The organism is Thiobaca trueperi (assembly GCF_004342175.1).
GTDB classification, from domain to species: domain Bacteria; phylum Pseudomonadota; class Gammaproteobacteria; order Chromatiales; family Chromatiaceae; genus Thiobaca; species Thiobaca trueperi.
The window spans coordinates 551,106-575,130 of the sequence record NZ_SMAO01000001.1; the positions used below are offsets into that span (position 1 = coordinate 551,106).

Annotated in this window: 18 protein-coding genes; 9 read left to right on the forward strand and 9 right to left on the reverse strand. The window is 63.1% G+C overall.

All coding sequences use genetic code 11. The annotated features are described in order from the left end of the window. Positions 1 to 244: 244 nt before the first annotated feature. From EDC35_RS02530 to EDC35_RS02550, 5 genes are all read left to right on the forward strand, one after another. Positions 245 to 1,351, forward strand: coding sequence for an efflux RND transporter periplasmic adaptor subunit (locus EDC35_RS02530; protein ID WP_243651376.1), 1,107 nt, complete (start codon positions 245 to 247; stop codon positions 1,349 to 1,351). Further along, entirely contained in the window at positions 1,348 to 4,434 is a 3,087-nt protein-coding gene (locus tag EDC35_RS02535; RefSeq protein ID WP_132975387.1) for an efflux RND transporter permease subunit, read from the forward strand. Before EDC35_RS02530 ends, EDC35_RS02535 begins: the two co-directional genes overlap by 4 nt. Then, positions 4,424 to 5,113, forward strand: a complete 690-nt coding sequence (locus EDC35_RS02540; protein WP_132975389.1) for a DUF599 domain-containing protein — start codon at positions 4,424 to 4,426, stop codon at positions 5,111 to 5,113. The genes EDC35_RS02535 and EDC35_RS02540 overlap by 11 nt, the downstream gene beginning before the upstream one ends. A gap of 215 nt (positions 5,114 to 5,328) precedes the next feature. Beyond that, entirely contained in the window at positions 5,329 to 5,934 is a 606-nt protein-coding gene (locus EDC35_RS02545; protein WP_132975391.1) for a DUF3611 family protein, read from the forward strand. Between the two features lie 378 nt (positions 5,935 to 6,312). Continuing rightward, a complete protein-coding gene (locus EDC35_RS02550) occupies positions 6,313 to 7,659 on the forward strand; it encodes a saccharopine dehydrogenase family protein (protein WP_165903328.1) in 1,347 nt (448 codons plus the stop codon). Between the two features lie 134 nt (positions 7,660 to 7,793). Here EDC35_RS02550 and lolA read toward each other — a convergent pair whose 3' ends face one another. The 7 genes from lolA to EDC35_RS02585 all read right to left on the reverse strand — a co-directional run bounded on the left by lolA (position 7,794) and on the right by EDC35_RS02585 (position 16,379). Beyond that, the gene (lolA, locus tag EDC35_RS02555) at positions 7,794 to 8,399 is read right to left on the reverse strand and encodes an outer membrane lipoprotein periplasmic chaperone LolA (protein WP_243651393.1); all 606 of its coding nucleotides are present in this window, start codon (positions 8,397 to 8,399) and stop codon (positions 7,794 to 7,796) included. 241 nt (positions 8,400 to 8,640) lie between these two features. Next, the gene (locus EDC35_RS02560) at positions 8,641 to 11,265 is read right to left on the reverse strand and encodes a DNA translocase FtsK (RefSeq protein ID WP_132975395.1); all 2,625 of its coding nucleotides are present in this window, start codon (positions 11,263 to 11,265) and stop codon (positions 8,641 to 8,643) included. Between the two features lie 205 nt (positions 11,266 to 11,470). Next, on the reverse strand, positions 11,471 to 11,683 hold the full coding sequence (locus EDC35_RS02565; protein WP_105072743.1) for a cold-shock protein: 213 nt from the start codon (positions 11,681 to 11,683) through the stop codon (positions 11,471 to 11,473). 458 nt (positions 11,684 to 12,141) lie between these two features. Beyond that, on the reverse strand, positions 12,142 to 13,491 hold the full coding sequence (locus EDC35_RS02570) for an EAL domain-containing protein (protein WP_132975397.1): 1,350 nt from the start codon (positions 13,489 to 13,491) through the stop codon (positions 12,142 to 12,144). A 120-nt stretch (positions 13,492 to 13,611) separates the two neighbouring features. Beyond that, positions 13,612 to 14,094 carry a Dps family protein gene (locus tag EDC35_RS02575; RefSeq protein WP_243651377.1) on the reverse strand — a complete coding sequence of 161 codons (483 nt, stop codon included), beginning with the start codon at positions 14,092 to 14,094 and terminating at the stop codon, positions 13,612 to 13,614. Between the two features lie 31 nt (positions 14,095 to 14,125). Further along, complete coding sequence (locus tag EDC35_RS02580) at positions 14,126 to 14,329, reverse strand: DUF2061 domain-containing protein (RefSeq protein WP_132975398.1); 204 nt, start codon at positions 14,327 to 14,329, stop codon at positions 14,126 to 14,128. Between the two features lie 136 nt (positions 14,330 to 14,465). Further along, complete coding sequence (locus EDC35_RS02585) at positions 14,466 to 16,379, reverse strand: ATP-binding cassette domain-containing protein (protein WP_132975400.1); 1,914 nt, start codon at positions 16,377 to 16,379, stop codon at positions 14,466 to 14,468. Between the two features lie 253 nt (positions 16,380 to 16,632). Between EDC35_RS02585 and EDC35_RS02590 the strand changes: the two genes are divergently transcribed. The 4 genes from EDC35_RS02590 (at position 16,633) to nhaD (ending at position 20,603) form a co-directional block, all read left to right on the forward strand. Next, positions 16,633 to 18,012, forward strand: coding sequence for a V-type ATP synthase subunit B (locus EDC35_RS02590; RefSeq protein ID WP_132975402.1), 1,380 nt, complete (start codon positions 16,633 to 16,635; stop codon positions 18,010 to 18,012). Between the two features lie 74 nt (positions 18,013 to 18,086). Beyond that, positions 18,087 to 18,392 carry a YkgJ family cysteine cluster protein gene (locus EDC35_RS02595; protein ID WP_132975404.1) on the forward strand — a complete coding sequence of 102 codons (306 nt, stop codon included), beginning with the start codon at positions 18,087 to 18,089 and terminating at the stop codon, positions 18,390 to 18,392. A gap of 24 nt (positions 18,393 to 18,416) precedes the next feature. After that, on the forward strand, positions 18,417 to 19,040 hold the full coding sequence (locus EDC35_RS02600) for a V-type ATP synthase subunit D (RefSeq protein WP_132975406.1): 624 nt from the start codon (positions 18,417 to 18,419) through the stop codon (positions 19,038 to 19,040). Positions 19,041 to 19,205: 165 nt separating this feature from the next. After that, complete coding sequence (gene nhaD, locus EDC35_RS02605; RefSeq protein ID WP_132975408.1) at positions 19,206 to 20,603, forward strand: sodium:proton antiporter NhaD; 1,398 nt, start codon at positions 19,206 to 19,208, stop codon at positions 20,601 to 20,603. A gap of 53 nt (positions 20,604 to 20,656) precedes the next feature. Here the strand turns inward: nhaD and EDC35_RS02610 are convergent, their stop codons facing one another. Further along, positions 20,657 to 22,297, reverse strand: coding sequence for a complex I subunit 5 family protein (locus EDC35_RS02610; RefSeq protein ID WP_132975410.1), 1,641 nt, complete (start codon positions 22,295 to 22,297; stop codon positions 20,657 to 20,659). Positions 22,298 to 22,479: 182 nt separating this feature from the next. Continuing rightward, positions 22,480 to 24,021, reverse strand: a complete 1,542-nt coding sequence (locus EDC35_RS02615; RefSeq protein WP_243651378.1) for a complex I subunit 5 family protein — start codon at positions 24,019 to 24,021, stop codon at positions 22,480 to 22,482. Between the last annotated feature and the right edge of the window lie 4 nt (positions 24,022 to 24,025).

Below are 24,025 nucleotides of genomic sequence, written 5' to 3' on the forward strand. Positions count from 1 at the left end.
CCAGCCGCCCCCGGAACCACACCGGGGGCGGTACAGCGTCCTTCCGCACTCACGGGATTTTCCGTCCCGGTCCAGAAATCAGGGCCACCAGATCAGGTTCCATCATGGGTAAAAGCAGGTCAGGCTCTCTTGCGTGACGTGAGAATTTCGTTTTTCATGCGCCCTGCGCCGACCTTTCCGCCTGCCACTGACGCCCGCACGCCAACGAGCAGGCCATCGCTTCCCGATCCCGGAGGATCCTCCCTTGGCGACGACCGCTTCATCCCCACGCCCGGTTTACGGCCTCATCGTCGGCACTGCGCTGACGCTCTGTCTCACCGCCTGCGTTCCCGATGAGACGCCCGAAGCCGAGCCGCCGCCGATTCGCCCGGTACGGGTCATGACGGTCGAACGCGGCGAAGGCGGCGAACGGGTGAGTCTCACCGGACAGGTCGAGGCCCAGGACGAGGTCAGTCTGGCCTTCCGGGTTGGCGGGCGCATGATCGAGCGCACCGTCAATGTCGGCGATCAGGTGAGGGCCGGTCAGTTGATCGCGCGACTGGAATCCGACACCGCACGCGATACCCTGCGTTCGGCGCGTGCCGAGCTGACCGCTGCGCGGGCGCGTCTGGTCGAGGCCCGTAACACCTTCGAGCGTTTCAGCACCCTGATCGAACGCGGTTTCATCACCCGCGCCATGTTCGACGAGGCGCAGCAGTCCTTTCTCAGCGCCGAGGCGCAGGTGGACGCCGCCCAGGCGCGGGTGAGCACCGCCGAGACACATCTGAGCTACACCGATCTCCTGGCCGATGGCAACGGTGCAGTCACTGCGCGCGGCGCGGAACCGGGCGAAGTGGTCGCGGCGGGGCAGATGATCGTGCAGCTTGCCCGGGCGGGCGGGCGCGACGCCGTGTTCGATGTCCCGGCGTCGGTCATTGAGCGTGCACACAGCGATATCGAGGTCGAGGTGGCTCTGAGCGGCGACCCCGGCGCACGCGCCACCGGACGGGTGCGCGAGGTCTCGCCGCAGGCCGATCCGGTAACCCGTACCTTCAGGGTGCGCGTCAGTCTCATCGATCCGCCACCGGCGATGCGGCTCGGCTCGACCGTCACCGGCAGCATCCGGCTCGGCGGCGGCGCCGGGATCGCGATCCCGGCGGCGGCGCTGACCCTGACCAACCAGCAGCCGGCGGTCTGGATCTTCGACCCCGACACCCGCACCGTCGCCCTGCGCAATATCGAGGTGCAGCGCTACGATCTCGCTCAGGTCGCGGTCGCCGGCGGACTGGAGCCGGGCGACATCCTAGTCACCGCCGGGGTGCAGACCCTGCGTCCGGGTCAGGAAGTGCGCCTGCTTGGTGAGCGTCCATGAGCGGCTTCAATCTCTCAGACTGGGCGATCCGTAATCGCTCGGTCACGATCTTCATCATGCTCGCCGCGCTGGTCGCGGGGATTCTGTCCTTCTACCAGCTCGGACGTGCCGAGGATCCGCCCTTCACCTTCCGCACCATGGTGGTGAAGGCGGTGTGGCCGGGCGCGACACTCGACGAAACCATCCGGCAGGTCACCGAGCGGCTCGAACGCACCCTCCAGGAGGTGCCGAATCTCGACAATCTGCGCAGCTTCACCCGTGCCGGGACCACGACCATCTTCGTCGATCTGCTGGGCAGCACCCAGGGACGCGCGGTCGCGGACACCTGGTACGAGGTCCGCAAGAAAGTCGGCGACATGCGCCACACCCTGCCGTCCGGGATCGTCGGCCCCTTCTTCAATGACGAATTCGGCGACACCTTCGGCATCATTTACGCCTTCACTGCCGACGGCTTCACCCACCGCGAACTGCGCGACGCGGTCGAGGACGTGCGCTCGCGTCTGCTGCTGGTGCCGGATGTCTCCAAGATCGACATCCTCGGCGCGCAGGACGAGGTGATCTATATCGACTTCGCGTCCGAACGGCTCGCCGGTCTGGGCTTCGATCCGAACACCCTGATCGCGGCGCTGCGTGCGCAGAACATCGTCAGCCCGGCGGGCGTGCTGCGCACCGGCGAAGAAAGCATCGCGCTGCGGGTCTCGGGCGCCTTCGGCTCGGAACAGGACATCGCCGATGTCACCTTTGCCATCGGCGAGCGCATGCTGCGACTGAGCGACATCGCCGAGGTGCGGCGCGGCTTCGCCGATCCGCCGCAGCCCCTATTCCGCGTCAACGGCGAGCCGGCCATCGGTCTGGCCATCGCCATGCGTGACGGCGGCGACACCCTGGCGCTCGGGCGCAACGTCGCGCAGGCCATCGCCGCGATCACCGCCGACCTGCCGCACGGCATCGAACCGCAACTGGTGGCCGATCAGCCGTTGACGGTCGATCAGGCGATCAACGATTTCACGACCTCACTGTGGCAGGCCATCGCCATCGTGCTGGTGGTGAGTTTCGTCGCCCTCGGGGTGCGCGCCGGCACGGTGGTGGCCGTCGCCATCCCACTGACGCTGGCAGTGGTCTTTCCGATGATGGACATTGCCGACATCGATCTGCAACGGGTCTCGCTCGGCGCGCTCATCATCGCCCTGGCCCTGATGGTCGATGACGCCATGACCACCATCGACGCCATGAGCCGACGCCTCGCGCTCGGCGACGACAAGACCAGCGCGGCGACCTATGCCTATACCCATCTCTCGTTCGCGATGCTGATCGGCACCCTGGTCACCATCGCCGGCTTCGTCCCCATCGGTTTCGCCCAGAGCTCGGCGGGCGAATACACCTTTTCGATCTTCGCCGTGGTCGGCATCGCACTCATCGCCTCCTGGCTGGTGGCGATGGTGTTCGCCCCGCTGATCGGCATGGCGCTCCTGCGTCCGCCCAAACCCGGTCAGGCCGATCAACCCAACCGCACGGTCGAGCTTTACAAGGGCTTGCTGACCCTGGCGATGCGTGCGCGCTGGTTCACCATCGCCCTGACCCTGGCGATCTTCGTCGCCGCCGTCGCGGGCCTGAGTTATGTGCCGCGTCAGTTCTTCCCCTCGTCAGACCGGCCCGAACTGCTGGTCGATCTGCGTCTGCCGCAGAACGCCTCGATCCATGCCACCGAACGTCTAGTCGATGAATTCGAGACCGTGCTGCGCGAGGATCCCGAGTTTGCGCCCGAGATCGCACGCTGGAGCACCTATATCGGTCAGGGCGCGATCCGCTTCTATCTGCCGCTGGATGTGCAACTCGCCAATCCCTTCTTCGCCCAGGCCGTGGTCGTGACCAAAGACATCGCGGCCCGCGAGCGGTTGCAGCCGCGTCTGGAGCAGCTCCTGGCCGAACGCTTCCCCGAGGTCGTGGGGCGCGTCTCGCCGCTCGAACTCGGCCCGCCGGTCGGCTGGCCGGTGCAGTATCGCGTCATGGGGCCGAATCCCGCGAAACTCCGCGACATCGCCCGGCAACTCGCCGACCTCGTCGCCGGTCACAGCGGGACGCGCCGGGTCAATTTCGACTGGATGGAGCCGGAGCGCGAGCTGCGCATCCGGATCGATCAGGAGCAGGCGCGGCGGCTGGGCCTGAGTTCGCAGGCGGTGGCGACTGCGCTCAACACCAACATCTCCGGTACCGCCATCACCCAGGTGCGCGACGACATCTATCTGGTGAACGTGATCGCCCGCGAACAGGGGGGCCAGAGTCTGTCGGTCGAGACCCTGCGCACCCTGCCGGTCTCACTGCCCAACGGGCGCACCATTCCCCTGAAACAGTTCGCGACCTTTGAATACGGTCAGGACTTCCCGCTGGTGTGGCGACGCGACCGCGTGCCGACCCTGACCATTCAATCCGATGTCGCCCCCGGCACCCTGCCCGAAACCGTGGTCGGCGACCTCGCCCCCGCCATCGCTGAACTGAACGCAGACCTGCCCACGGGCTACCGGATCGAGGTCGGCGGCACGGTCGAGGAAAGCGCCGCCTCACAGGCATCGGTGTTCGCGGTGGTGCCGCTGATGATCCTCATGATGCTGACCCTGCTGATCTTCCAGCTCAAGAGCTTCCAGCGTCTGCTCATGGTGCTCAGTCTGGTGCCGCTCGGCATGATCGGCGTGGTCGCGGCGCTGCTGGCCTCCGGCAAGCCGCTCGGCTTCGTCGCCATCCTCGGCATCCTGGCCCTGATTGGCATGATCGCCAAGAACGCAGTCATCCTCATCGACCAGATCGAGGCCGAACGCGCGGCGGGCAAGACGGTCTGGGACGCGGTGCTGGAGGCCAGCCTCTCGCGCTTCCGGCCCATCATGCTGACGGCGCTCTCGACCATCCTCGGCATGATCCCGATTGCGCCCACGGTCTTCTGGGGCTCGATGGCCTACGCCATCATGGGCGGGCTCGCGGTCGCCTCGCTGCTCACGCTGGTGTTTCTGCCGACGCTCTATGTGACCTGGTTCAAAGGCGTGCCGCCGCGCACCGGCACCGATCCCGTCCAGCCGGCTCATGTCGCCTGATGCGCTGCCTGCTACGCTCGCCAGTCCGTCGCTCTTCTGGATCGCGGACGGCCTGGGCGTGGCATTGCTGATCGGCTACCACCTCTATCTGCGCCGGGTTTTCCGGCGTCAGCCTGAGCGCACCTATCGCGGGCGCTCCAACCGGCTGCGCCGCGCCTGGGTCGAGACCATGCGTGCCAGCGGCAACGGTATTCTGGCGATTCAGACCCTGCGCAACTGGGTGATGTCCGCGACCCTGTTCGCCTCGACCGCCATGCTGATCGGGCTGGGCGTCATCGGCAAAGCCTTCGATGGAGTCGATCTGGCGGGTCTGTCGCAGGCGCTCAGTCTGGTGCCAAGCGGTGCCGCGCTCGTCCGGATCAAGCTGCTGCTGTTGGCCGCCATCTTCTTCGGCGCCTTTCTCCATTTCGCACTGGCGCTGCGCTACTACAATCACACCGGCTTTCTGATCAATCTGCCAGCCGGACACTTTGATGGCCTGGAGGTTGCCTCCATCGCCGACACCCTCAATCATGCCGGCGGTCACTACCATCACGGCACACGTCTCTTTCTCCTGGCAGTGCCCGGCGTGCTCTGGCTGATCGGGCCGGATTGGTTTCTGGGCGGCGTGTTCGTCGCACTCTTTCTGCTTTATCGCTTCGATTTCCGCATCGACCAGGAACATGATCACGCCGCTTAGACGATTGCCGGAAATGAACGTCCCCGCTCGGTCACCCTTCAAATGTTCCCGGCGGCTTTTTACCCATTTTTCGGGAATTTTATATACACTTCGCCCGCGTCACCGATCGATCCTGTCATAAAGCGATAGCGCGCGCCTGTCAACCTGGGGCGGGATCCCCGCACCCAGCTCAATCCACTGTTAAACCGCTCCGCGCGGTGGAGGTGCCTGTGAATATGTTGAAGCAAATCATTGAAGGTCTGCACGTCTCCAAGATCGATGGTCTGGCCCGAACCTTTACCCGTCTGGGCTGGACCGGCTTCTGGCTCCAGTTGGTGCTGGGATCCATTCCCGTCGTTCTGATGCTCTATGTCTTCGCCTTTTCAGGCAACCTCTCAGGCCCGCGCGCCGGGCTCCAGATCGTCGAATATCTGAGCATGGCGAATCTGCTGGTGCTGCTGTTCACGACCATCTGGTTCTACCGCTATACCGGACTGGCCAAAACCTTTGAGAATCCCAGCACGCGCCCGACCGAATCCGCCGTCCTGGGCACTGTCTGGACGGGTCTGGTCGCCAGCAGCCTGGGCATCCTCTTCTCCATGCTCGTCATGCTGATCGAAGTCGGGCAACTGCTCTTTTACTTCCTGGCTGCACCTCAGGGCGGCATCCCGGCGATCCAGACCACCACTGGCGCGGCGGCAAGCTGGGTGTCGGCGGTCGATCTGGTGAGCCTCATGTCGCTGCTGATGACGCTCGCTGCCGAGGTCATTGCCCTGGTTCTGGGCCTCTGGCTGATGTTCCGCACCACGCAGACCGCCGGCGAATTCCCGAAGTCCGTCTGAAGCGCATCCAGTCCGGTTCAGTTCAGCGGTCATAGACAGGATTAACAGGGTTTCAAAACAGCGGCTTAAAAATCCTGTTAAACCGCGCCCGGTGCGACATGTGATATTTGAGGATTGAATCGACCTTGGCAGAATCAACGACCGTTCGAGCGGGCGCGGTTTAAAATATTAAAAAATATAAAATTTTAAACCGCGTCTCCACTGAGGTCGGTGGTCTCTCCAAAACCGAATACAAACTGAAAATGACGCCTATCGCTTTGGACGCGGTTTAATCCTGTCTATTTCGATGCCTTGATTCGGTATGATTTTTCCCGGAAAGCGCCTTAGAAACATCAGCGTCCGCTCTGTCGCCGCGAATCGATTTCCAGGAGGATCTCCGTGCCCGATGCATCCCTGAGCGGCAGTCAGCCGCCGCCCGCCACCATCGTCTTTTTCGGCCTGGGCGCGGTGGGCTCCAGTCTGCTCATCTGTCTGTCCGAGCTGGCGGAACGGGATGGGGTGCCGATCCGCTTTCTGGTGTACACCATCGATCCTTCCAGCGCGCGCGATGCGCTCTTTCACGCCGAACCCCTGCTGGAGCATATCGATCTGGTCGGCGTGACCGATTTTGCGCCGATCTTCGCCCTGGAGCCGCCTTACGACAGCCAGTTGGCAGGCGCTGCACTGCTCGTCAACGCCGCGCTGCCGTCATTCAACTGCCCCATCATCGAACTCGCCCTGCGTGTCGGCGCCCAGACGCTGGATCTCGCCTCCGATATGTATGATGCCGAGACCGCGCGCACCCGCACCTTTGCGCAATATCGGTTCGACAAGCGGCTGCGCAAACGCGGTCTGGCGGCGCTCATCAACATGGGCATCTCACCTGGAATCACCAATTTTCTGATCGGCAAGCGCGTGCATGACCTGCTGTCGGCGGGGCGCCGGGAGCTGGAGATCGAGCGCATCGATCTCTATCTGCTGGAAGACATTGACGCCGACGCAGTCATCTTTTCCTGGTCGCCGGTGGTCGCACTCGAAGAGCTGTCGCAGCATCCACTGCGTCTGGAGCAGGGTCGGATGGAGACACTTCAGCCCTTCACCGGCGCCCGCGACTACACCTTTCCGCACGAACCCAAACCGACGCGCCAGTATCCGCTCTATCAGGAGGAACTGCTGTCGCTGCACCGCTCCTTTCCGGAGATCGAGTCGATCGGCGTCTATACCGGCGGCTCCGAGGTGGAACTGGTCAAGGCGCTGCATCAGCTCAATCTGCTCTCCAAGCGCGCCCTGCCCGATCAGCCGGGGCTGACGGTCGAAGCGGTGGTGCGAGCGGTGCTGCCCGGCATGAAAAAACCGCGCCGCATCGAGGACTATCTGCGCTCGGGCGTCATTCGCCGCACCCATTTCTGCGCCGCCGCCGAGATCCGGGTCAGCGAGGCGGTGCGCAACGAGCGTCAGACCCTGATCGAGACCGTCGGTCTCAGCTATCTGCGCTATCGCGGTCTGCTCGATACGCCCTATGCCGGGGCGACCTATATCTCTTATCCGACTGCGGTCGGCGCCGCCATCCTCGCCTGGCACACCCTGGAGCACGCGCGCAGCGATCCGGGAGCGATCCGGGGCGTGGTGACTGGCGAGGATCTGGCCGCGCTGCTGCCGCGCGCGCGCATCGATGCGGTGCGCCGCGATCTGGTTGCCTGGGATATCGACCTGTTCGAGAGCGTGCGGGATGCCGCGAGCGCTTGATGCAGCATTTTTCGTACCCCTAACCAAATCTTTTTCGACAGGATTAACAGGATTTTTTAAACCACTGTTTTAATTCCTGTTAATCCTGCCCATTAACGGCATGTCAGGCGGGTGGAAACAGTCCTGGAAGGCGCTTAATCCACCTGTAGAAAGTCAACCACGGCACGCTGGTCGATCTTGAACAGATCGGGCTTGAGACTGGCGTTGCGCTGTGCGCCGGAGAAATTGAGCCGGGTCTCCTGACCGAAGCTGTCTTCCATGATGAGGCTGTCGAGCGTGTCTTTGCCAAAGCCAAGCTCAATCCGCACCACATCCGTCTCGCGATCCCTGGGGATGAGTTCCACCCAGTCACGACCATCCGTGCTCTCGATTGGCCGGGCCGTGAAATGCTGTTCAATCGGATCGTTGCTGGCGAGCAGCAGGGCCGGTGTCCCGCGCAGCGCCTTGGCCTGACTCTGATGCGAGACCTGTTTCAGGTCCAGGTCATGGAGATAGACGCGCTTGCCGTCGGCGATGATGACCTGCTTGTTGGGCGTCTCATATTCCCAGCGGAAGCGACCGGGACGTTGCAGATAGAGCGTGCCGCGCGCCTCCAGCATCTGGGTCCGGTCGGCGTTGAAGGTGTACTGCTCAAACTTAGCTTGCAGGCTGTTGAGTCCGCTCAGATAGTCGTTGACACGCTGCGCCCCGTTATCGGCAGCAACCGCGCTGCCGATGAACAGCCCGGTCATGAGCGCCATCCCAACGAGTGATGCGATGACGGACGGCAGGCGGCGAATGGACGAAAGATATGGCATGGTGAGTTTTTCCGGAATCGATGGAGATCGCAGAGACAGCCGGGGCGCGCAGAAGTGCCCCCATGGGGGTCAAATGGACAGGATTAACAGGATGATTCAGGATTAACAGTATCGGAAACAATGGTTTGAAAAATCCTGTCCATCCTGGAAAATCCTGTTAATCCTGTCCCATTAGCAAGCCGGCTCAATCGCTGATCGGCGGTGGCGCCAGCACCTCGCGGTTGCCGTTGGTCTCGGCGGGGCCGACGATGCCGATGCGCTCCATTTCCTCGATCATGCGTGCGGCGCGGTTGTAGCCGATCTTGAGCCGGCGCTGCACCCCGGAAATCGAGGCGCGACGGCTCTCGACGACGATCTGCACCGCCTCGTCGAAAAGCGGATCAGTATCCTCGGTGTCGCCACCGCGCGGTTCGGGATCGATGCCGGGCAGTGATTCGGTCGGCTCGCGCAGCACATCCTGGATGTAATTCGGCTCGCCATACTGCTGCTTCAGGAATTCCACCACATGATGGACCTCATGATCATCGACGAAGGCGCCATGCACGCGCTGCGGGATATTGCCGCCGGGCGGCAGATAAAGCATGTCGCCGTGACCGAGCAACTGCTCCGCGCCCATCTGATCGAGCACGGTGCGCGAGTCGATCCGTGATGAGACCTGAAAGGCGATACGGGTCGGGATATTGGCCTTGATGAGTCCGGTCAGCACGTCCACCGACGGCCGCTGTGTCGCGAGCAGCAGATGGATGCCCGAGGCGCGGGCCTTCTGCGCCAGACGCGCGATGAGCTCCTCGACCTTCTTCCCCACCACCATCATCATGTCGGCGAGTTCGTCGATGATGACGACGATATAGGGCAGATGGTCGAGCGTGGGCACCACGCCATCCGTACCCAGCGCATCCTCCGGAGTGAAGGTCGGATCCGGGATGGGCGTGCCAGCGGCCTCGGCATCCGCGACCTGGCGGTTGTAGCCGCCGATGTTGCGCACCCCGAGCTTGGACATCAGCCGATAGCGGCGCTCCATCTCGCCGACACACCAGCGCAGGGCGTTGGCGGCCTCTTTCATGTCGGTGACGACGGGCGTCAGCAGATGCGGGATGCCCTCGTAGACCGACAGCTCCAGCATCTTGGGGTCGACCATGATCAGCCGCACGTCCTCCGGCCCCGCCTTGTACAGCAGACTGAGGATCATGGCGTTGATGGCGACCGACTTGCCGGAGCCGGTGGTGCCGGCAATGAGTGCATGCGGCATGCGCGCCAGATCGACCACCACCGGCAGACCGGAGATGTTGGTGCCCATGCCGAGCGTCAGCGGCGAGGTCGCCTCCTGGTAGACATCGGAGGCGAAGATCTCGCGCAGAAACACCGTTTCACGCTTTTTATTGGGAATCTCGATCCCGATCACCGACTTACCGGGGATGATCTCCACCACCCGCACACTGATGGTCGAGAGCGCACGCGCCAGATCCCGTGCCAGCCCGGTGATCTTGCTGGCCTTGATGCCCGGAGCCAGTTGCAGCTCGAACAGGGTCACCACCGGGCCGGGATAAACGGCGACGACCTGGACCGCGACCCCGAAATCGGCCAGATTGGATTCGACCTGACGCGAGAGCGCCTCGATCTGTTCGTCCGAGTAAGCCCAGCCGCTCTTGTGCGGCTCATCGAGCAGATCCAGTGGCGGGCGTGGACGTTCCCCCGGCGGAAACCGGGTAATGTGGCTGTCGTCCGCCGCCTGTTTCTGCGCGGTTGGGAGCGGAGAAGCAGGCATCTGAGCCACCACAGGCTTGACGGCAAGCGTCGAAGCTGGAGGGAGCGGTGTCTCGGGCGGCAGTCTTTCAGGCTGCGGTGTCTCAGGCTCTGCTGGCGTGATCGCGCGCTGGACATTTTTCACTCGCGAAGCATCTCTGGAAGTCTGCTTCCGGGTGCGAATAAGGTCTTCCAGCGACATCAACTCCTCTGCCTCCGGCTCAATCTCCGCGCCCAGCGATCCCGGCTCGGCCATGGCGTCCCGCACCCCCTGCGGCAAGCGCCCGGACGGACGCCGGATGCGGGATTGAGGTCTGTCCTTCGCCAGAGTGGACGATGCCGGAGGATCAATGAGCTTCAATGCCTTCGGCAAGCCGGTCTGGATCTCGTCCTCAGCGTCCGCAGCGGCACGATGACGGTAGACGGACACACGGGAAGCCACAACGTCGAACATCGACCAGACCAGCCGCGCCCCCTGGAGCGCGGCAGCGCCAAGGCTATCCAGCAATCTGATCCAGGAGATACCCGAAAACAGGGTCAGGCCGACCAGCAGACCGCCGCCCAGGAGCAGATCTGTGCCAACGACATTGAAGGCGTCGCGCATGCGGTGGCCGACCAGCAGGCCAAGCCCGCCGCCCGCGCCATTCGGCAGATGCATGCCGAAGGCTCCGACATGCAGTGAGGCATAACCACAACCGGCCGCCAGCGTAGCCAGAAATCCGACCCAGCGCAGCGAGAGCACCCAGGTGCGCTGGGCGGGATCTTCGCCACGCCCGCGAAAGACCAGCCAGGCACTCCAGGCCACCATGACCGGCAGCAGATAGGCGAAAAAACCGAAGAGATAGAGTGCGATATCGGCGAACCAGGCGCCGGTTCGGCCTGCGGCGTTAGTGACTTGACGAATCTCGCCGACATAAGACCAGCCAGGGTCTTCCGGGGCATAACTCGCCAGGGCAATCGCCAGATAAATGGCCACGCACATAAGCGTCCACATGGCGCCTTCGCGCAATGCACGCTCGACATAATCACTGAATGTCAACTGACCGTAGCGGGTTGCCTGTGCCATGCGCCTCTCCATAAATTTTGTGGCGCATTATAGCGTTACCGACGGTTTTTCGCGCAATTTCGACTTGAAGCCGAACGCGAAGCAGAGGACCGAACAAGACGGGAAAGGCGTCGACAGGCGAGGGAATAAAAAGGCGGGATCCAAAGGCCGGACCCCGCCGAGACGCACCGACCGGCGTCAATGACAAACCGGTCGGACAGCCCGATCAGTTCGGGGTCACATTCTCGGCCTGCGGGCCTTTCGGACCCTGAGTGACTTCCATCGTCACCCGTTGACCTTCGAGCAGGGTCTTGCGACCCGAGCCATTGATGGCGCTGTGATGGACGAACACGTCCTTGCCACCTTCGCGCTCAATGAAGCCATAGCCCTTCTCGTCATTGAACCACTTGACCGTACCGGAAACCAATTCGCCTGCCATATCAACCTCATCACTATAAACGCACCAGCCTTCAGGCTGGCATTACTCAAACCGGCCTCTGCTTGAGACCGGTGTCACGCCCACTCGAATCCGAGCGGAATTCCATTTAAACACCTCGCCCGACCATCCTTCCAAAACTGGATCCGGATCGTCAGTGGGGGAGTCAATTGAAGTTTAATAAATTGAAGCCTGGATTGTGATCTTGCGTCGTCATCTTCGGCACAGGAAAGCCGCAAAATGGGTTACGGAAGACGACGGGGCTGGATGGAGGGTGTCGGCATCATCACGCACTGCACGCGCACGAAACGACCAACGGCGTTCCGTGCGAGGGGAATGCATGACTTGAAATCGCCATATCCTTTGCTTCATGGATGGCTAGTGTACCGCGAAACACCAAAAAGTCTGCTGTATAAATTGCATATTCAATTCAAAAAATTCAGGACCGTATCGACAACTGCTCAGACGGAAGCATCCGGTCCACGCCAAACCGCTGCGGCGCCAAACTCAATGCGCTGCACACTGGGATAGACCAGGCTTTCGTAAGGCATGCTCATGAAGTTTCCCTGGATGGCGTCCACTCCTGCACCAAACAGCATCGGCAGCAAGGCGGCGTGGTCAACCGCCAGCGCAATGACGCGCACATCTTCCTGATGGGCGCAGGCCACGAAAGCGTTCAAAGCATTCTGCGAGGCCGCGCCTTCAACCAATCCCTGAGTCGTGGCACGGTCGAGCTTGACATGGGTCACAAGCCCGCGATGGTTTTCCAGAAAGGATCCATCGTCGAGTTTGGCGTCTTCGACCAGCAGCCCATGCCGCTTGACTCGCAACATGGCGGCCAGTCGATTCAGTGCCTCCGGCGTCTCCTTGAAGGCCGTCTTGTGCACTTCAAGCACAATCGAGCCGGGGGCAAGCGACGCGGCTGACACAAAAGCGCCGATCGCCCGCACCGTCTGCTCAGAACGCAGGGTCTCGGTTGCGATATTGACAAAAAGAACGGCGTCGGGCGCGCCGCCCGACTGGATTTCTTCGAGGATAGCGAGCGCCTGCCGCACGATCCAGAGATCGATCTTGTCCATCCAGCCAGCGGCCCGAATGATCGGCAGGAAGGACTCGGGCAACAGCAGACGCCCCGACTCGTCTCTGAGCCGGACCAGCGCCTCGAACATGTTGCGGTGCTCTTCATTCGCCTTGAACGAGATGATCGGCTGATATTCGAGGACGAGCCCGCCGGCATCGATCAGAGACTTGATGCGGGTCTGCGCGGCAGAGGATCCCGCTCCCGACACCTCGCCAGGTTCATCAAGGAGCAGATCCGCCTGCTTCGATTTGAGTTTGCTGCTGAGATCGGTAATGGTCGCCACCATGAGCGATCGGTTCGTCTCGGCATCGGGATAGGCCGATGAATAAAGCAGATGACGCACCCGTTTGCGCACGGCAGCATTTTTGAGCTCGCGCTCGGCGACCATGAGCAGATGGTCGAAATCGCCACGCAGCAGGACGTCCGCTGCGCCGCGACGATAGCCTTCGGCGGGGGAAAGCTGAATTTCGGGGGATTTCAGGAGCACCAGCGAGGCGTCAAGTCGATCCCTGACCTGACTCAATGATCCGACCACATCAAGATCGTAATAGGAGGCGGCGTCACAGAGGATGAGATCCCACCACTGGGGCTGGCTGATCGCCATCCTGAGCGTGTCGGACGAAGACACCTCCGTCAAGTCAACAGCAATGCCCTGCCGATTCAGGAGGGCACCGATGCACAGCTCGGCGGGCTCAGGGTGAATGCAAAGAATCTGCTTGACTTTGGCCATCCGAAGTCGGTTTTCGCGCATCACGCGGATGCAGTCGCTGAATGCGCGAACCTTACGTTGCGGCGGGTCAAAGCGCAAGCCTTTGGCGACGGACGCTCCAGCGAGCGTCCGTTGCAACACTCAGGATGCGAGCAGGCTCCGCAGCATCCAGGCATTCTTTTCGTGCACCTGCATGCGCTGGGTGAGCAGGTCGGCGCTGGGCTCGTCATGCGCTTCATCGACCAGCGGGAAGATGGAGCGCGCCGTGCGCACCACCGTCTCCTGACCGGCCACCAGACGGCGGATCATCTCTTCGGCATCGGGCGCGTCGTCTTCTTCCGGGATCCCGGTCAGGGCGGCATAGGCCCGATAGGAGCCGGGCGCCGGATGCCCGAGGGCGCGGATCCGCTCGGCGATCAGATCCACCGCCAGGGCCAGTTCGGTGTACTGCGCCTCGAACATCAGGTGCAGCGTATTGAACATCGGCCCCGTGACATTCCAGTGATAATTATGCGTCTTGAGATACAGCGTGTAGCTGTCGGCCAGCAGCTTGGCGAGCCCGCCAGCAATGGCTTCCCGGCTGGCATCCGAGATGCCGATATCGATCTTCATGGATGTGCTCATCTGTCTTCTCCGTGAGTGGCGGCCCGGTCGATCAGGCCGTTAAGTGTAAAGCGGTTTGCTGACGAGCGGCGCGAATCCGCTCCCAAACCTGCTCGTGAAAGAAATAAGCGACCGTGTTGACCACTGGCTCGACGAGTGCGATGGCGCCGCCAACGACCAGACTGCCGGTCATGAAATAAGCGACAGTGAAGGCCACGGTCATGTGGACGGTACCGAAGGTCAATGTCTTGATCATGGCGGGACTCCCCCGTTTGAATGCTTGGGGAAGAGTCTAGCCAACATGAAGCGAGAAGAAAAATCGATTATTTTATGCAAAGCAATCGTCATTGCCGATCAAGACATCACCCTGCCGCTCGCCTGTCTCGCCCCGTTCAGCGCCGCGCCTCCAGGCTCTCCCAACGGGCGTAAGCCTCCTCCAGCCCGGCGTCCACCTCGCCCAGCCGCGCCTTGACCTTCGCCGCCTCCCCGCCTTCGCTCTGATAGAGCGCGGGATCGGCCAGACGCACATGAAGCGCCGCCTGTTCCTGTTCCAGGGTCTCGATGCGGGCCGGCAGCTCCGCGAGTTCGCGCGTCTCTTTGTAACTCAGCCTGTCGGCGCCGCGTTTGGCCTTGACGCTGTCCGCACCGGCTGTGGCTGAGGCGACAGGCTTCGCCTGGGACTCGACTGTCCGGGCCGGAGTGACCGGCGCCGGACGCTGACGCAGCCAGTCCTCGTAACCGCCCACATAGTCGCAGACCCGGCCATCGCCTTCAAAGACCAGGGTGCTGGTGACGACATTGTCGAGCATGGCGCGGTCATGGCTGACCAGCAGCAGGGTGCCGGCAAATTGAACCAGCAGATCTTCCAGCAATTCGAGCGTCTCGGTGTCCAGATCGTTGGTCGGCTCGTCCAGTACCAGCAGATTCGCCGGGCGGGTGAAGAGCTTCGCCAGCAGCAGACGATTGCGCTCGCCACCGGACAGCGCCTTGACCGGCTGCCGGGCGCGTTCCGGGGTGAAGAGAAAATCCTTCAGATACGAGAGCACATGCCGGCTCGCGCCGTCCACCTCGACCTGATCGCTGCCCCCGGCGACGTTGTCCTGCACGCTCTTTTCCAGATCGAGCTGGGCGCGTAACTGATCGAAATAGGCGATCTGCAGACTGGTGCCGCGCCGGATGTGCCCGCTCTGCGGCTCCAGATCACCAAGCAGCAGCTTGAGCAGGGTGCTCTTGCCCGCACCGTTGGGGCCGATGACGCCGATCTTGTCGCCGCGCAGGATGAGCGTGCTGAAGTCACGGATGACCGGCCGCTCACCCCAACCATAGGTCACGCCTTCGGCCTCGACCACTAACTTGCCCGATCGCTCGGTGTCGCTCACCCGCAGCCGCGCGGTGCCCAACTGCACACGCCGCTCGCTGCGTTCCTCGCGCAGCGCCTTGAGCGCACGCACCCGACCCTCGTTGCGGGTGCGTCGCGCCTTGATGCCCTGACGGATCCAGACCTCCTCCTCGGCCAGTTTGCGGTCGAACTGCTCGGCGGCCATGGCCTCAGCGTGCAGGCGCTCCTCGCGTCGGCGCAGATAATTGGCGTAATCGCCGGGCCAGTCGGTGATGCGTCCGCGATCCAGTTCGAGAATCCGGGTCGCCACCCGCTGCAGAAAGCGCCGGTCATGGGTGACGAACAGCAGCGAACCCGGAAAATCCACCAGAAAGCCTTCGAGCCAGTCGATGGCGTCGATGTCGAGATGGTTGGTCGGCTCGTCGAGCAAGAGCAGATCCGGTTCAGTGACCAGCGCACGGGCGAGCAGCACGCGCCGCTGAAGCCCGCCCGAGAGCGACTGAAACGATGCCTCGGCGTCCAGCCCCAGCCGCGAGATCACCCGCTCGGTGCGACGCTCGATCTCCCAGCCGTTGCGGTCATCCAACTGCTGCTGAACCTGCGCCAGCCGGGCGAGTTCATCCGCACCGGCATTGGCGCTCAGTCCATGCGACAGCCTGAAATACTCCTGCGCCAGCGCGCCCAGCTCACCCAGGCCATCCGCCACCACCTCAAAGACCGTGGCAGCCGTCTGCTCGCGCGGGATCTCCTGCGCCAGCTTGGCGATACGAATGCCCTGCGCGACCCGCACATGACCCCCGTCCGCTGACACCTCGCCCGCGATGATCCGCAGTAGCGTGGACTTGCCGGCGCCATTGCGTCCGATCAGACAGATCCGCTCGCCCCGGTCGATGGTCACGGACACCTCGTCCAGCAGCGGCGGTAAACCATAGGACAGATTGATCGAATCGAGACTGAGCAGGGTCATTGAGTTTCCTGGGATTGAGCACGGGCGACGCCACCTGATCGCATTCTGGCAAGTCAGTGGAAGATCGTTGGGGAGATTAGAGAGCGCGGCGCGCCGACGCAACTGCCGTTGCAACTCCCTGCCCCTTGTGACTGGGCCGTGGCGTCTGGACGAGCAGCCGGCCAAATGGAGCTTTAACAGGTAAACTCCTGAAAGCGGCTTAAATCGATCTGTGCACGCCGGTCGAAGCAGGTTTTACCAACGGAAATCAGCCATGAGCATCAAAGCCTATCGCACCGCCGTCGAGGCCCGGGGCGGCCTCCTGGTGGTCAAAGACACACCCGGTGTGGCCTTTGGCGACCGGGTCTGGATTCAGGATCATGCCGGACGGATCCGTAACGGGCAGGTCATCCGCGCGGCGGACAGCGAGGTCTTGATTCTGATCTTCGAGGGCACCGACGACCTGGATCTGGACCACACCTGGGTTCGTTTTCTTGACGAGCCGATCGAGATCGCCCTGTCGCCGGAAATCCTCGGACGCGAGTTCAACGGTCTGGGCGTGCCGCGCGACGGTCGCCCGCCAGTGCTGTCCAGTCTCCGGCGCCCGGTCAGCGGTTCGGCCATCAATCCGGCGGCGCGCACCTATCCGCGCGAGTTCATCCAGACCGGCATTTCCACCATTGATGGCCTGAATTCGCTGGTACGCGGACAGAAACTGCCGATCTTTTCCGGCTCGGGCCTGCCGCACAACCGGCTCGCCGCGCAGATCGTGCGTCAGGCCAGGCTGGTCGATCAGGACTCCAGCTTTTCGGTCGTCTTCGCCGCCATGGGCGTGTCCTATGCCGACGCCAAGTTCTTCCGCGATGAATTCACCAATTCGGGCGTGCTGCGCAATGTCGTCATGTTCGTCAATCTGGCCGACGATCCGCCGGTGGAACGGCTCACCCTGCCGCGCACCGCGCTCACGGTCGCCGAATATCTGGCCTATGACCTCGATCGGCATGTCCTCGTGGTGCTGACCGACATGACCAACTATGCCGAGGCACTGCGCGAGGTGGCAACGGCCAAGGGCGATGTGCCGGCGCGCAAGGGCTATCCGGGTTATCTCTATTCGGATCTGGCCGAGATCTACGAACGCTGCGGGCGCATTCACAACCGTCATGGCTCCATCACCATGATGCCGGTGGTCTCGATGCCCTCCGACGACATCACGCACCCGATTCCGGACCTCACCGGCTATATCACCGAGGGCCAGATCGTGCTCTCGCGCGAGCTGCACAATCAGGGCATCTATCCGCCGGTGCATATCTCGCCGAGCCTGTCGCGCCTCATGAAGGACGGGATCGGCAAGGACGATACCCGTGAGGATCATCCGCGTGTCGCCGCCCAACTCTATGCGCTCTATGCCCGCGCGCAGGAGACGCGCAATCTGGCGTCCATCATCGGCGCGGACGAACTCTCCGAGCGCGACCGGCGTTATCTGCGTTTCGCCGACGCCTTCGACCAGCGTTTCGTCGGTCAGGGCGAATCCGAAGACCGCTCAATCGAAGCGACGCTGAATCTGGCCTGGGAGCTGATGAGCCTCTTCCCGCGCGATACCCTGACCCGCATGAAGGAAACGGATCTGGCCAAGTATTATCATGAAAGCGACTGATGCCGAGGTTTGCATCAACAATGCTGTTGAACCATCTATTGAACTTTGACTATTGGCCGGAATGATCCCGTCTCATGCCTGAGCAAGCACCGATCAAGACGAATTCCCATCCCCCGCCTCCCGCAGTCACCTGCGACACCTGTGCCGCAGCCTGCTGTCGGCTGGAGGTGCTCTGTCTGACTGACACCGGCGTGCCGCGCCGCTTCACCACGCGGGATGACTGGGGCGGCACCGTCATGGAACGGCTGGATGACGGCTGGTGCGCGGCGCTCGACCGCGACACCCTGCTCTGCCGCATCTACGAACAGCGCCCGCTGGTCTGCCGCGAATTCGAGATGGGCGGGCCTGACTGTCTCGCTGAGCGTGAGGTATCAACCTGAATCCGGGGAATCTGAACCGCAAACATGGCACAGCAACTCATCAAGGCCCCACCGACCAAGAACACCCTGCTCAAACTGAAGAAGCAGGAAAAATTCCTCACAGACGGCCACGATCTGCTGGAGCGCAAACGCGAACTGCTCACCCGGCTGGTCTATGGGCGTATCGATGACTATCGCCGGCTGCGGGATGAGTCTGAACAGGCGCTGGCGATGGGCTATCGCTGTCTGCGCGTCAGCCATCTGCGCCTGGGCAGCCGGGGCATCCATCAGGCAGCGCTGGGCGCAAAGCCGGCACTCAAGGTCGATATTCTGCCCCGCCGCGCGCTGGGCGTGGAATATCCATCGGTAAACAGCGAGCGCATTCAATTGAACCCGTCCGGCCTGCTCGGCACTGACGCCAGTTTCGACACCACCCGTGACAGTCTGGCCAATGCCGCCGTCCTGCTGGCCCGTCTGGCCGAGGTCGAGATTGCGCTGCATCGTCTGCTGGAAGAACAGCGCAAAACGCAAAAACGGGTCAATGCGCTCAAGTACAACATCATCCCGCTCTACCGGCGCACCATCCATTTTATTCAGTCATCACTGGAGGAAGAGGAGCGCAACACCTTGTTTCAAATAAAATTATTGCGGGAGCAGGCGGAGGCTTAGAGAGCTGCCGACCATGGCAGGGCAAATGAGTCAAACAGGGAACTTTTTATCATTCAAGCACCACTCTGCCGCTTTTCAGGCTTGGCGGAGGTGCGGTCAAGAAGGTATCTTGGGCGACAGATCCCTCGTCGAAACGGTCTCCACAGCTCAACACAGGCTCCGCTCATGCCCTCAGCGCGAATATTTCTCATCGGTCTCGTCATCCTGTTTGCACCCTTTGCCGCCTTTGCAGCGAATCCATCCGCATCCATCGATCTGACCGATCACACCGTCGGCTATATCGCACTGCTCATCTTCGCTCTGGCTTACGCCCTGGTCATGGCGGAAGAATTTCTGCACCTGCGAAAATCCAAGCCGGTCATCATCGCCGCTGGCGTCATCTGGTGTCTGATCGCCTACGTTTACATGGAGCAGGGCGAGCCGCATCTGGCCGGCGAGGCGGTGCGTCACAACCTGCTCGAATACGCCGAGCTCATGCTCTTCCTGCTGGTGGCCATGACCTACATCAACGCCATGCAGGAGCGACAGGTCTTCGATGCGCTGCGCGCCTGGCTGATTCGCAGAGGTTTCGGCTTCCGCACACTCTTCTGGCTGACCGGCGGACTCGCCTTCATGATCTCGCCGGTCGCGGACAATCTGACCACGGCCCTGCTGATGTGCGCAGTGGTGATGGCGGTCGGTGGCGACAATAAACGCTTCGTCGTTCTGGCCTGCATCAATATCGTCGTCGCAGCCAATGCCGGTGGCGCCTTCAGTCCCTTTGGCGACATCACGACCCTGATGGTCTGGCAGAAGGGCATCCTCGATTTCTTCGTATTCTTCAAGCTCTTCATTCCCTCGCTGGTCAATTTCCTGGTGCCGGCGCTGCTCATGCACTTTGCCGTCCCCAACCTTAAACCAGAGGCGGCCTCGGCGGACGCCTATATGCGGCGGGGCGCGCGGCGGATCATCCTGCTCTTTCTGCTGACCATTGTCACCGCCGTGAGCTTCCATAATTTCCTGCATCTGCCGCCTGTGATCGGGATGCTGACCGGTCTCGGCTATCTGCAATTCTTCGGGTTCTATCTGCGCGCCAGCCATGATCGCTGGCAGCAGCGCAACGGTGATCGCGCCGCACTGGTGGGGGACATGACGCCCTTCGATGTCTTCAACAAGGTCGCACGGGCCGAGTGGGACACCCTGCTGTTTTTCTATGGGGTCGTGCTCTGCGTCGGCGGTCTGGGGCAGATCGGCTATCTCGCGATGGCATCCGATGTCATGTATAACCAATGGGGACCGACGACCGCCAACATTGCCGTGGGTCTCCTCTCGGCCATCGTCGATAACATCCCGGTCATGTTCGCCGTACTGACCATGAACCCGCAGATGGACGAAACCCAGTGGCTGCTGGTCACGCTCACCGCTGGCGTCGGCGGCTCGCTGCTCTCCATCGGTTCGGCAGCCGGTGTCGCGCTCATGGGTCAGGCGCGTGGGGTCTACACCTTCTTCGCGCACCTGGAATGGACGCCCGCAATTGCCTTGGGCTACATCGCAAGCATCGCGGTGCATCTTATCCTCAATTAGAGCATTTTCACGGCGGCTCGATGCGTGCCGACTTGATCACAGAAATCATGTGTTCAGGGTCTCGTCAGCATCGGCAGCCACAGCACCAGGGTCAGGATCAGCAGGGACAAACCGGCCACGGGCCACTGACGCAGCCAGGTTTCCGTCCGCTCCAGCATCTCGCCCACGGCATTCGCCCAGCGCGGGGAGCCGGTAAAGAGCGCCAGCAGATCGCCCTCGGGCACGCGCGGCAGGCGCGCACCCCAGCGTTGCAGAGCGAGGGCCAGCACCCCACCGGCCAGAATCGGCCAGAGTCCGGACCAGAGCAGAGACCGGTCGGTCATCACTGACCAGGGACTAAGTCCGGCAAGCGGCGCCAGCGTCCAGGGGAGCAGCAGCGCGGCGAGAAAGAGCAGCCACCAGGGCCAGACGAGTCCGGCTGCGGCCCTCGCGCCGGGATCCGGCGAGGCGCTCGCCGCCGCTCGATACAGAAAATGGATCATCAGAAGTGTGGAGCCGGCTGCCGCAAGGCTGGCGAGCAGCCCGACCAGCCCGGATCCGAGCACCGGCTTGGCGGCGAGCTTGGCGAGAAAACCGCCGGTCGGCGGCAGACCGGCGAACCCCAGGGCCAGGATCGCGGCTGGCACCAGCACCGGCCACAGCCGCCGCCGGGCGGTCGCAGCGAACACGCCGACAGCCAGAAAGAGCGCGCCCTTGGCGAGCAGGTGATGGGCGGCATAGACCGTCCCTGCCGTCACCGCCTCGCGGTCGCCGACGGCCAGACCCATGCCGAGGATGGCTGCGACCAGACCCATCTGACTGGCGGTCGAATAGGCGAGGACTGTCTTCGGATTGGACTGGACGATGCCCATTGCCACGGCATAAAAGGCGGTGACCAGACCGATGCCCGTCAGCGCCGCGCCCCACCAGTCGAGTCCGGCGTCCCAGGGCAGAAAGCGGATCAAGCCAATGATGCCCGCCTTGACGATGACGCCGCTCAAAACCGCCGAGGCCGGCATCGGGGCCGCCGGATGGGCGACCGGCAGCCAGACATGCAGCGGCGCCAGACCGGCCTTGAGGCCGAAGCCCGCGATCAGCAGGGCCAGCGTTGCGGCGAGCCAGGGCGATTCGGGCAGTGTCGCCACGACCGTATCGATGGCGAGACTGGCGCCAGGACTGGCGACGTCCAGCAGGACGAAGGCCAGCAACAGCAAGACCTCGCCCACCACCGCCAGCAGCAGATAGATGACGCCGGCCCGCCGCGCGCCGGGCGTGTCATCGTGCGCGACCAGCCCCCAGGCCGCCAGACTGACCAGCGCGAAGGTCAGATAGAAGCTCAGGAGATCGGCGGCGACGAAGACGCCCAGGCTGCCGGTCAGGGTCAGCAGCCAGAAGATGGCGAAACGTCCGCCGTGCGGCTTGCCGCGCAGATAGGTCGCGGCATAGGCGCCGGCTGCGCTCCACAGCAATGCGGCGACCCCGAGCAGGATGGCCCCCGGCTGGTCAAGGCTCAGCCCGATCTGGCGGCCTGGATCCAGCATCAGCGCTGGCATCGCGTCTGCGTCCAGGAGTGCGACGAGGGCGACCGCCAGGGCGGGCAGCGGCGCCAGGACCAGCAGCGACAGCATCCGCTCGCGCGCCGGACGCCACAGACAGGCCAGGAGCAACGCAACCGGCGTCGCCAGGGCGAGGGCAAAGAGTAGGTTGAAGTTCATTAGGGGATTTCCGGAAAAGTTCGTACCCGCCCGAAACGCCGTCAATGGACAGGATTAACAGGATAATTCAAGATTAAAATGATTAAAAACAATTACTTAAAAATCCTGTCCATCCTGGAAAATCCTGTTAATCCTGTCCATTCGAGGCGCGTAATCAGGTATGGATTTTTCAGGAAATCACTTTAAGGCAGACCGACCCCGATCCCGCTGACATCGCGGCCGATCTGGATCAGCGAGAAGGAGGACAGCGGCACCAGTCCGAGCAGGACTGAGATCAGCGCCAGCCCCAGCACCACCCATTCGCGCGAGCGATCCACCGGCTTGACCAGCACGGGAGACGGACCCTGGGTGGACAGCGCCGTGGCCAGCACACGATAGAGATAGGCGCCGGTGAGCAGTCCGCCCGCGAGGATGACCAGCATCCACCACCATTGACCGCATTGCATGGCCGCCAACAGCAGCAGCCATTTCGCCATGAAACCGCCGCTCGGCGGCAGTCCCATCAGCGACATCCCGGCGATCCCGAAGGCGAAGAGGGTCATCGGCAGGGCGCGCCCGATGCCGCCTAAATCCCGAATCCGGTCGTGACCGAGCGAGGCGGCGATCAGTCCCGCCGCCATGAACATGGCGGCCTTGGCGCAGGCGTGCGAGACCAGTTGCAGCGCGCCGCCGGTCCAGGCGCCCGGCGCGTTGCGCAGTTCCGCGAGCGGCGCGGTCTCGGGGCTCGCGACCAGCGGAAAGATCAGAAAGAGATAGCCGATCTGGGCGATGGTCGAATAGGCGATGAGCATCTTGAGCCGCGCCTGCCGCAGCGCCAGCACACCGCCGAAGAGGATCGCCGCCGCACCAAGCGCGGCGAGAACCTGCGCCGCCATCTGCGCCAGCAGTTCGGGCATCACATCGAACCAGATCCGCAGGATCAGAAAGAAGGACGCCTTGACCGCCAGCGCGGAGAGCAATGCGCTCGCCGCCGCCGGGGCGCCGGCATGAGCGGGCGGCAACCAGAGATGCACCGGGAAGAGCGCGGTCTTGGCGAGCAGTCCGGCGGTCATCAGCGCGGCGGCGATCAGGGCCGCCGGTTCCAGCGGGTCGCCGCCGATGCGCGCGGCAAGCTGGCCGATGTCGAGAGTGCCATAGGCGCCGTAGAGCAGCGCCGCCCCGAGCAGATAGAGGACCGAACCCAGCAGTGCAAAGACCAGATAGCGCAGCGCCGCTGCCAGCGTCTGCGCGCGTCCGTCCAGGCAGACCAGCGGAATCGCGGCGAAGGTCAGCAGCTCCAGCGCGACATAGAGATTGAACAGATCCTCGCCCAGAAAGACCGCGTTCAGCGCCGCCCAGAGCGCAAGCAGCAGGGTCCAGAAGGCAAACGGCGCGCGGCTCTCGGTCGTTCCCGGCGGCACCTGGAAATCGGCCCGCGCGAAGAGTCCGACGGCGACCATCACCACGGCAGTGGTCAGCAGCATGATGGCCGAGAGTCCGTCCGCCCGCAGCGCCACGCCGAGCGGCGGCGCCCAGCCGCCCAGATCGGTGTGGAGCGGCGCATCGCCGTGCAGGACCGCCGCGGCGATGGCGACCGCGACCGCGAGTCCGATAGGCAGGGTCGCCAGCGCGATGCGTTCGGCGTGACGCCCGCCGAGCACGAAGGCGAGCATCAGGCTCGCGACCGGCAGTATCAGCGCCAGGACAAGCAGCCTGTCACCCCCGGCGACGAGATTGGAGAGCATGGCC

Coding starts and splice junctions, on each gene's coding strand:
- EDC35_RS02535 (WP_132975387.1), top strand. CDS start 1,348: ATGAGCGGCTTCAATCTCTCAGACTGGGCGATCCGTAATCGCTCGGTC.
- EDC35_RS02540 (WP_132975389.1), top strand. CDS start 4,424: ATGTCGCCTGATGCGCTGCCTGCTACGCTCGCCAGTCCGTCGCTCTTC.
- EDC35_RS02545 (WP_132975391.1), top strand. CDS start 5,329: ATGTTGAAGCAAATCATTGAAGGTCTGCACGTCTCCAAGATCGATGGT.
- lolA (WP_243651393.1), bottom strand. CDS start 8,399: ATGGCGCTCATGACCGGGCTGTTCATCGGCAGCGCGGTTGCTGCCGAT.
- EDC35_RS02560 (WP_132975395.1), bottom strand. CDS start 11,265: ATGGCACAGGCAACCCGCTACGGTCAGTTGACATTCAGTGATTATGTC.
- EDC35_RS02565 (WP_105072743.1), bottom strand. CDS start 11,683: ATGGCAGGCGAATTGGTTTCCGGTACGGTCAAGTGGTTCAATGACGAG.
- EDC35_RS02570 (WP_132975397.1), bottom strand. CDS start 13,491: ATGGCCAAAGTCAAGCAGATTCTTTGCATTCACCCTGAGCCCGCCGAG.
- EDC35_RS02575 (WP_243651377.1), bottom strand. CDS start 14,094: ATGAGCACATCCATGAAGATCGATATCGGCATCTCGGATGCCAGCCGG.
- EDC35_RS02580 (WP_132975398.1), bottom strand. CDS start 14,329: ATGATCAAGACATTGACCTTCGGTACCGTCCACATGACCGTGGCCTTC.
- EDC35_RS02585 (WP_132975400.1), bottom strand. CDS start 16,379: ATGACCCTGCTCAGTCTCGATTCGATCAATCTGTCCTATGGTTTACCG.
- EDC35_RS02590 (WP_132975402.1), top strand. CDS start 16,633: ATGAGCATCAAAGCCTATCGCACCGCCGTCGAGGCCCGGGGCGGCCTC.
- EDC35_RS02595 (WP_132975404.1), top strand. CDS start 18,087: ATGCCTGAGCAAGCACCGATCAAGACGAATTCCCATCCCCCGCCTCCC.
- EDC35_RS02600 (WP_132975406.1), top strand. CDS start 18,417: ATGGCACAGCAACTCATCAAGGCCCCACCGACCAAGAACACCCTGCTC.
- nhaD (WP_132975408.1), top strand. CDS start 19,206: ATGCCCTCAGCGCGAATATTTCTCATCGGTCTCGTCATCCTGTTTGCA.
- EDC35_RS02610 (WP_132975410.1), bottom strand. CDS start 22,297: ATGAACTTCAACCTACTCTTTGCCCTCGCCCTGGCGACGCCGGTTGCG.
- EDC35_RS02615 (WP_243651378.1), bottom strand. CDS start 24,021: ATGCTCTCCAATCTCGTCGCCGGGGGTGACAGGCTGCTTGTCCTGGCG.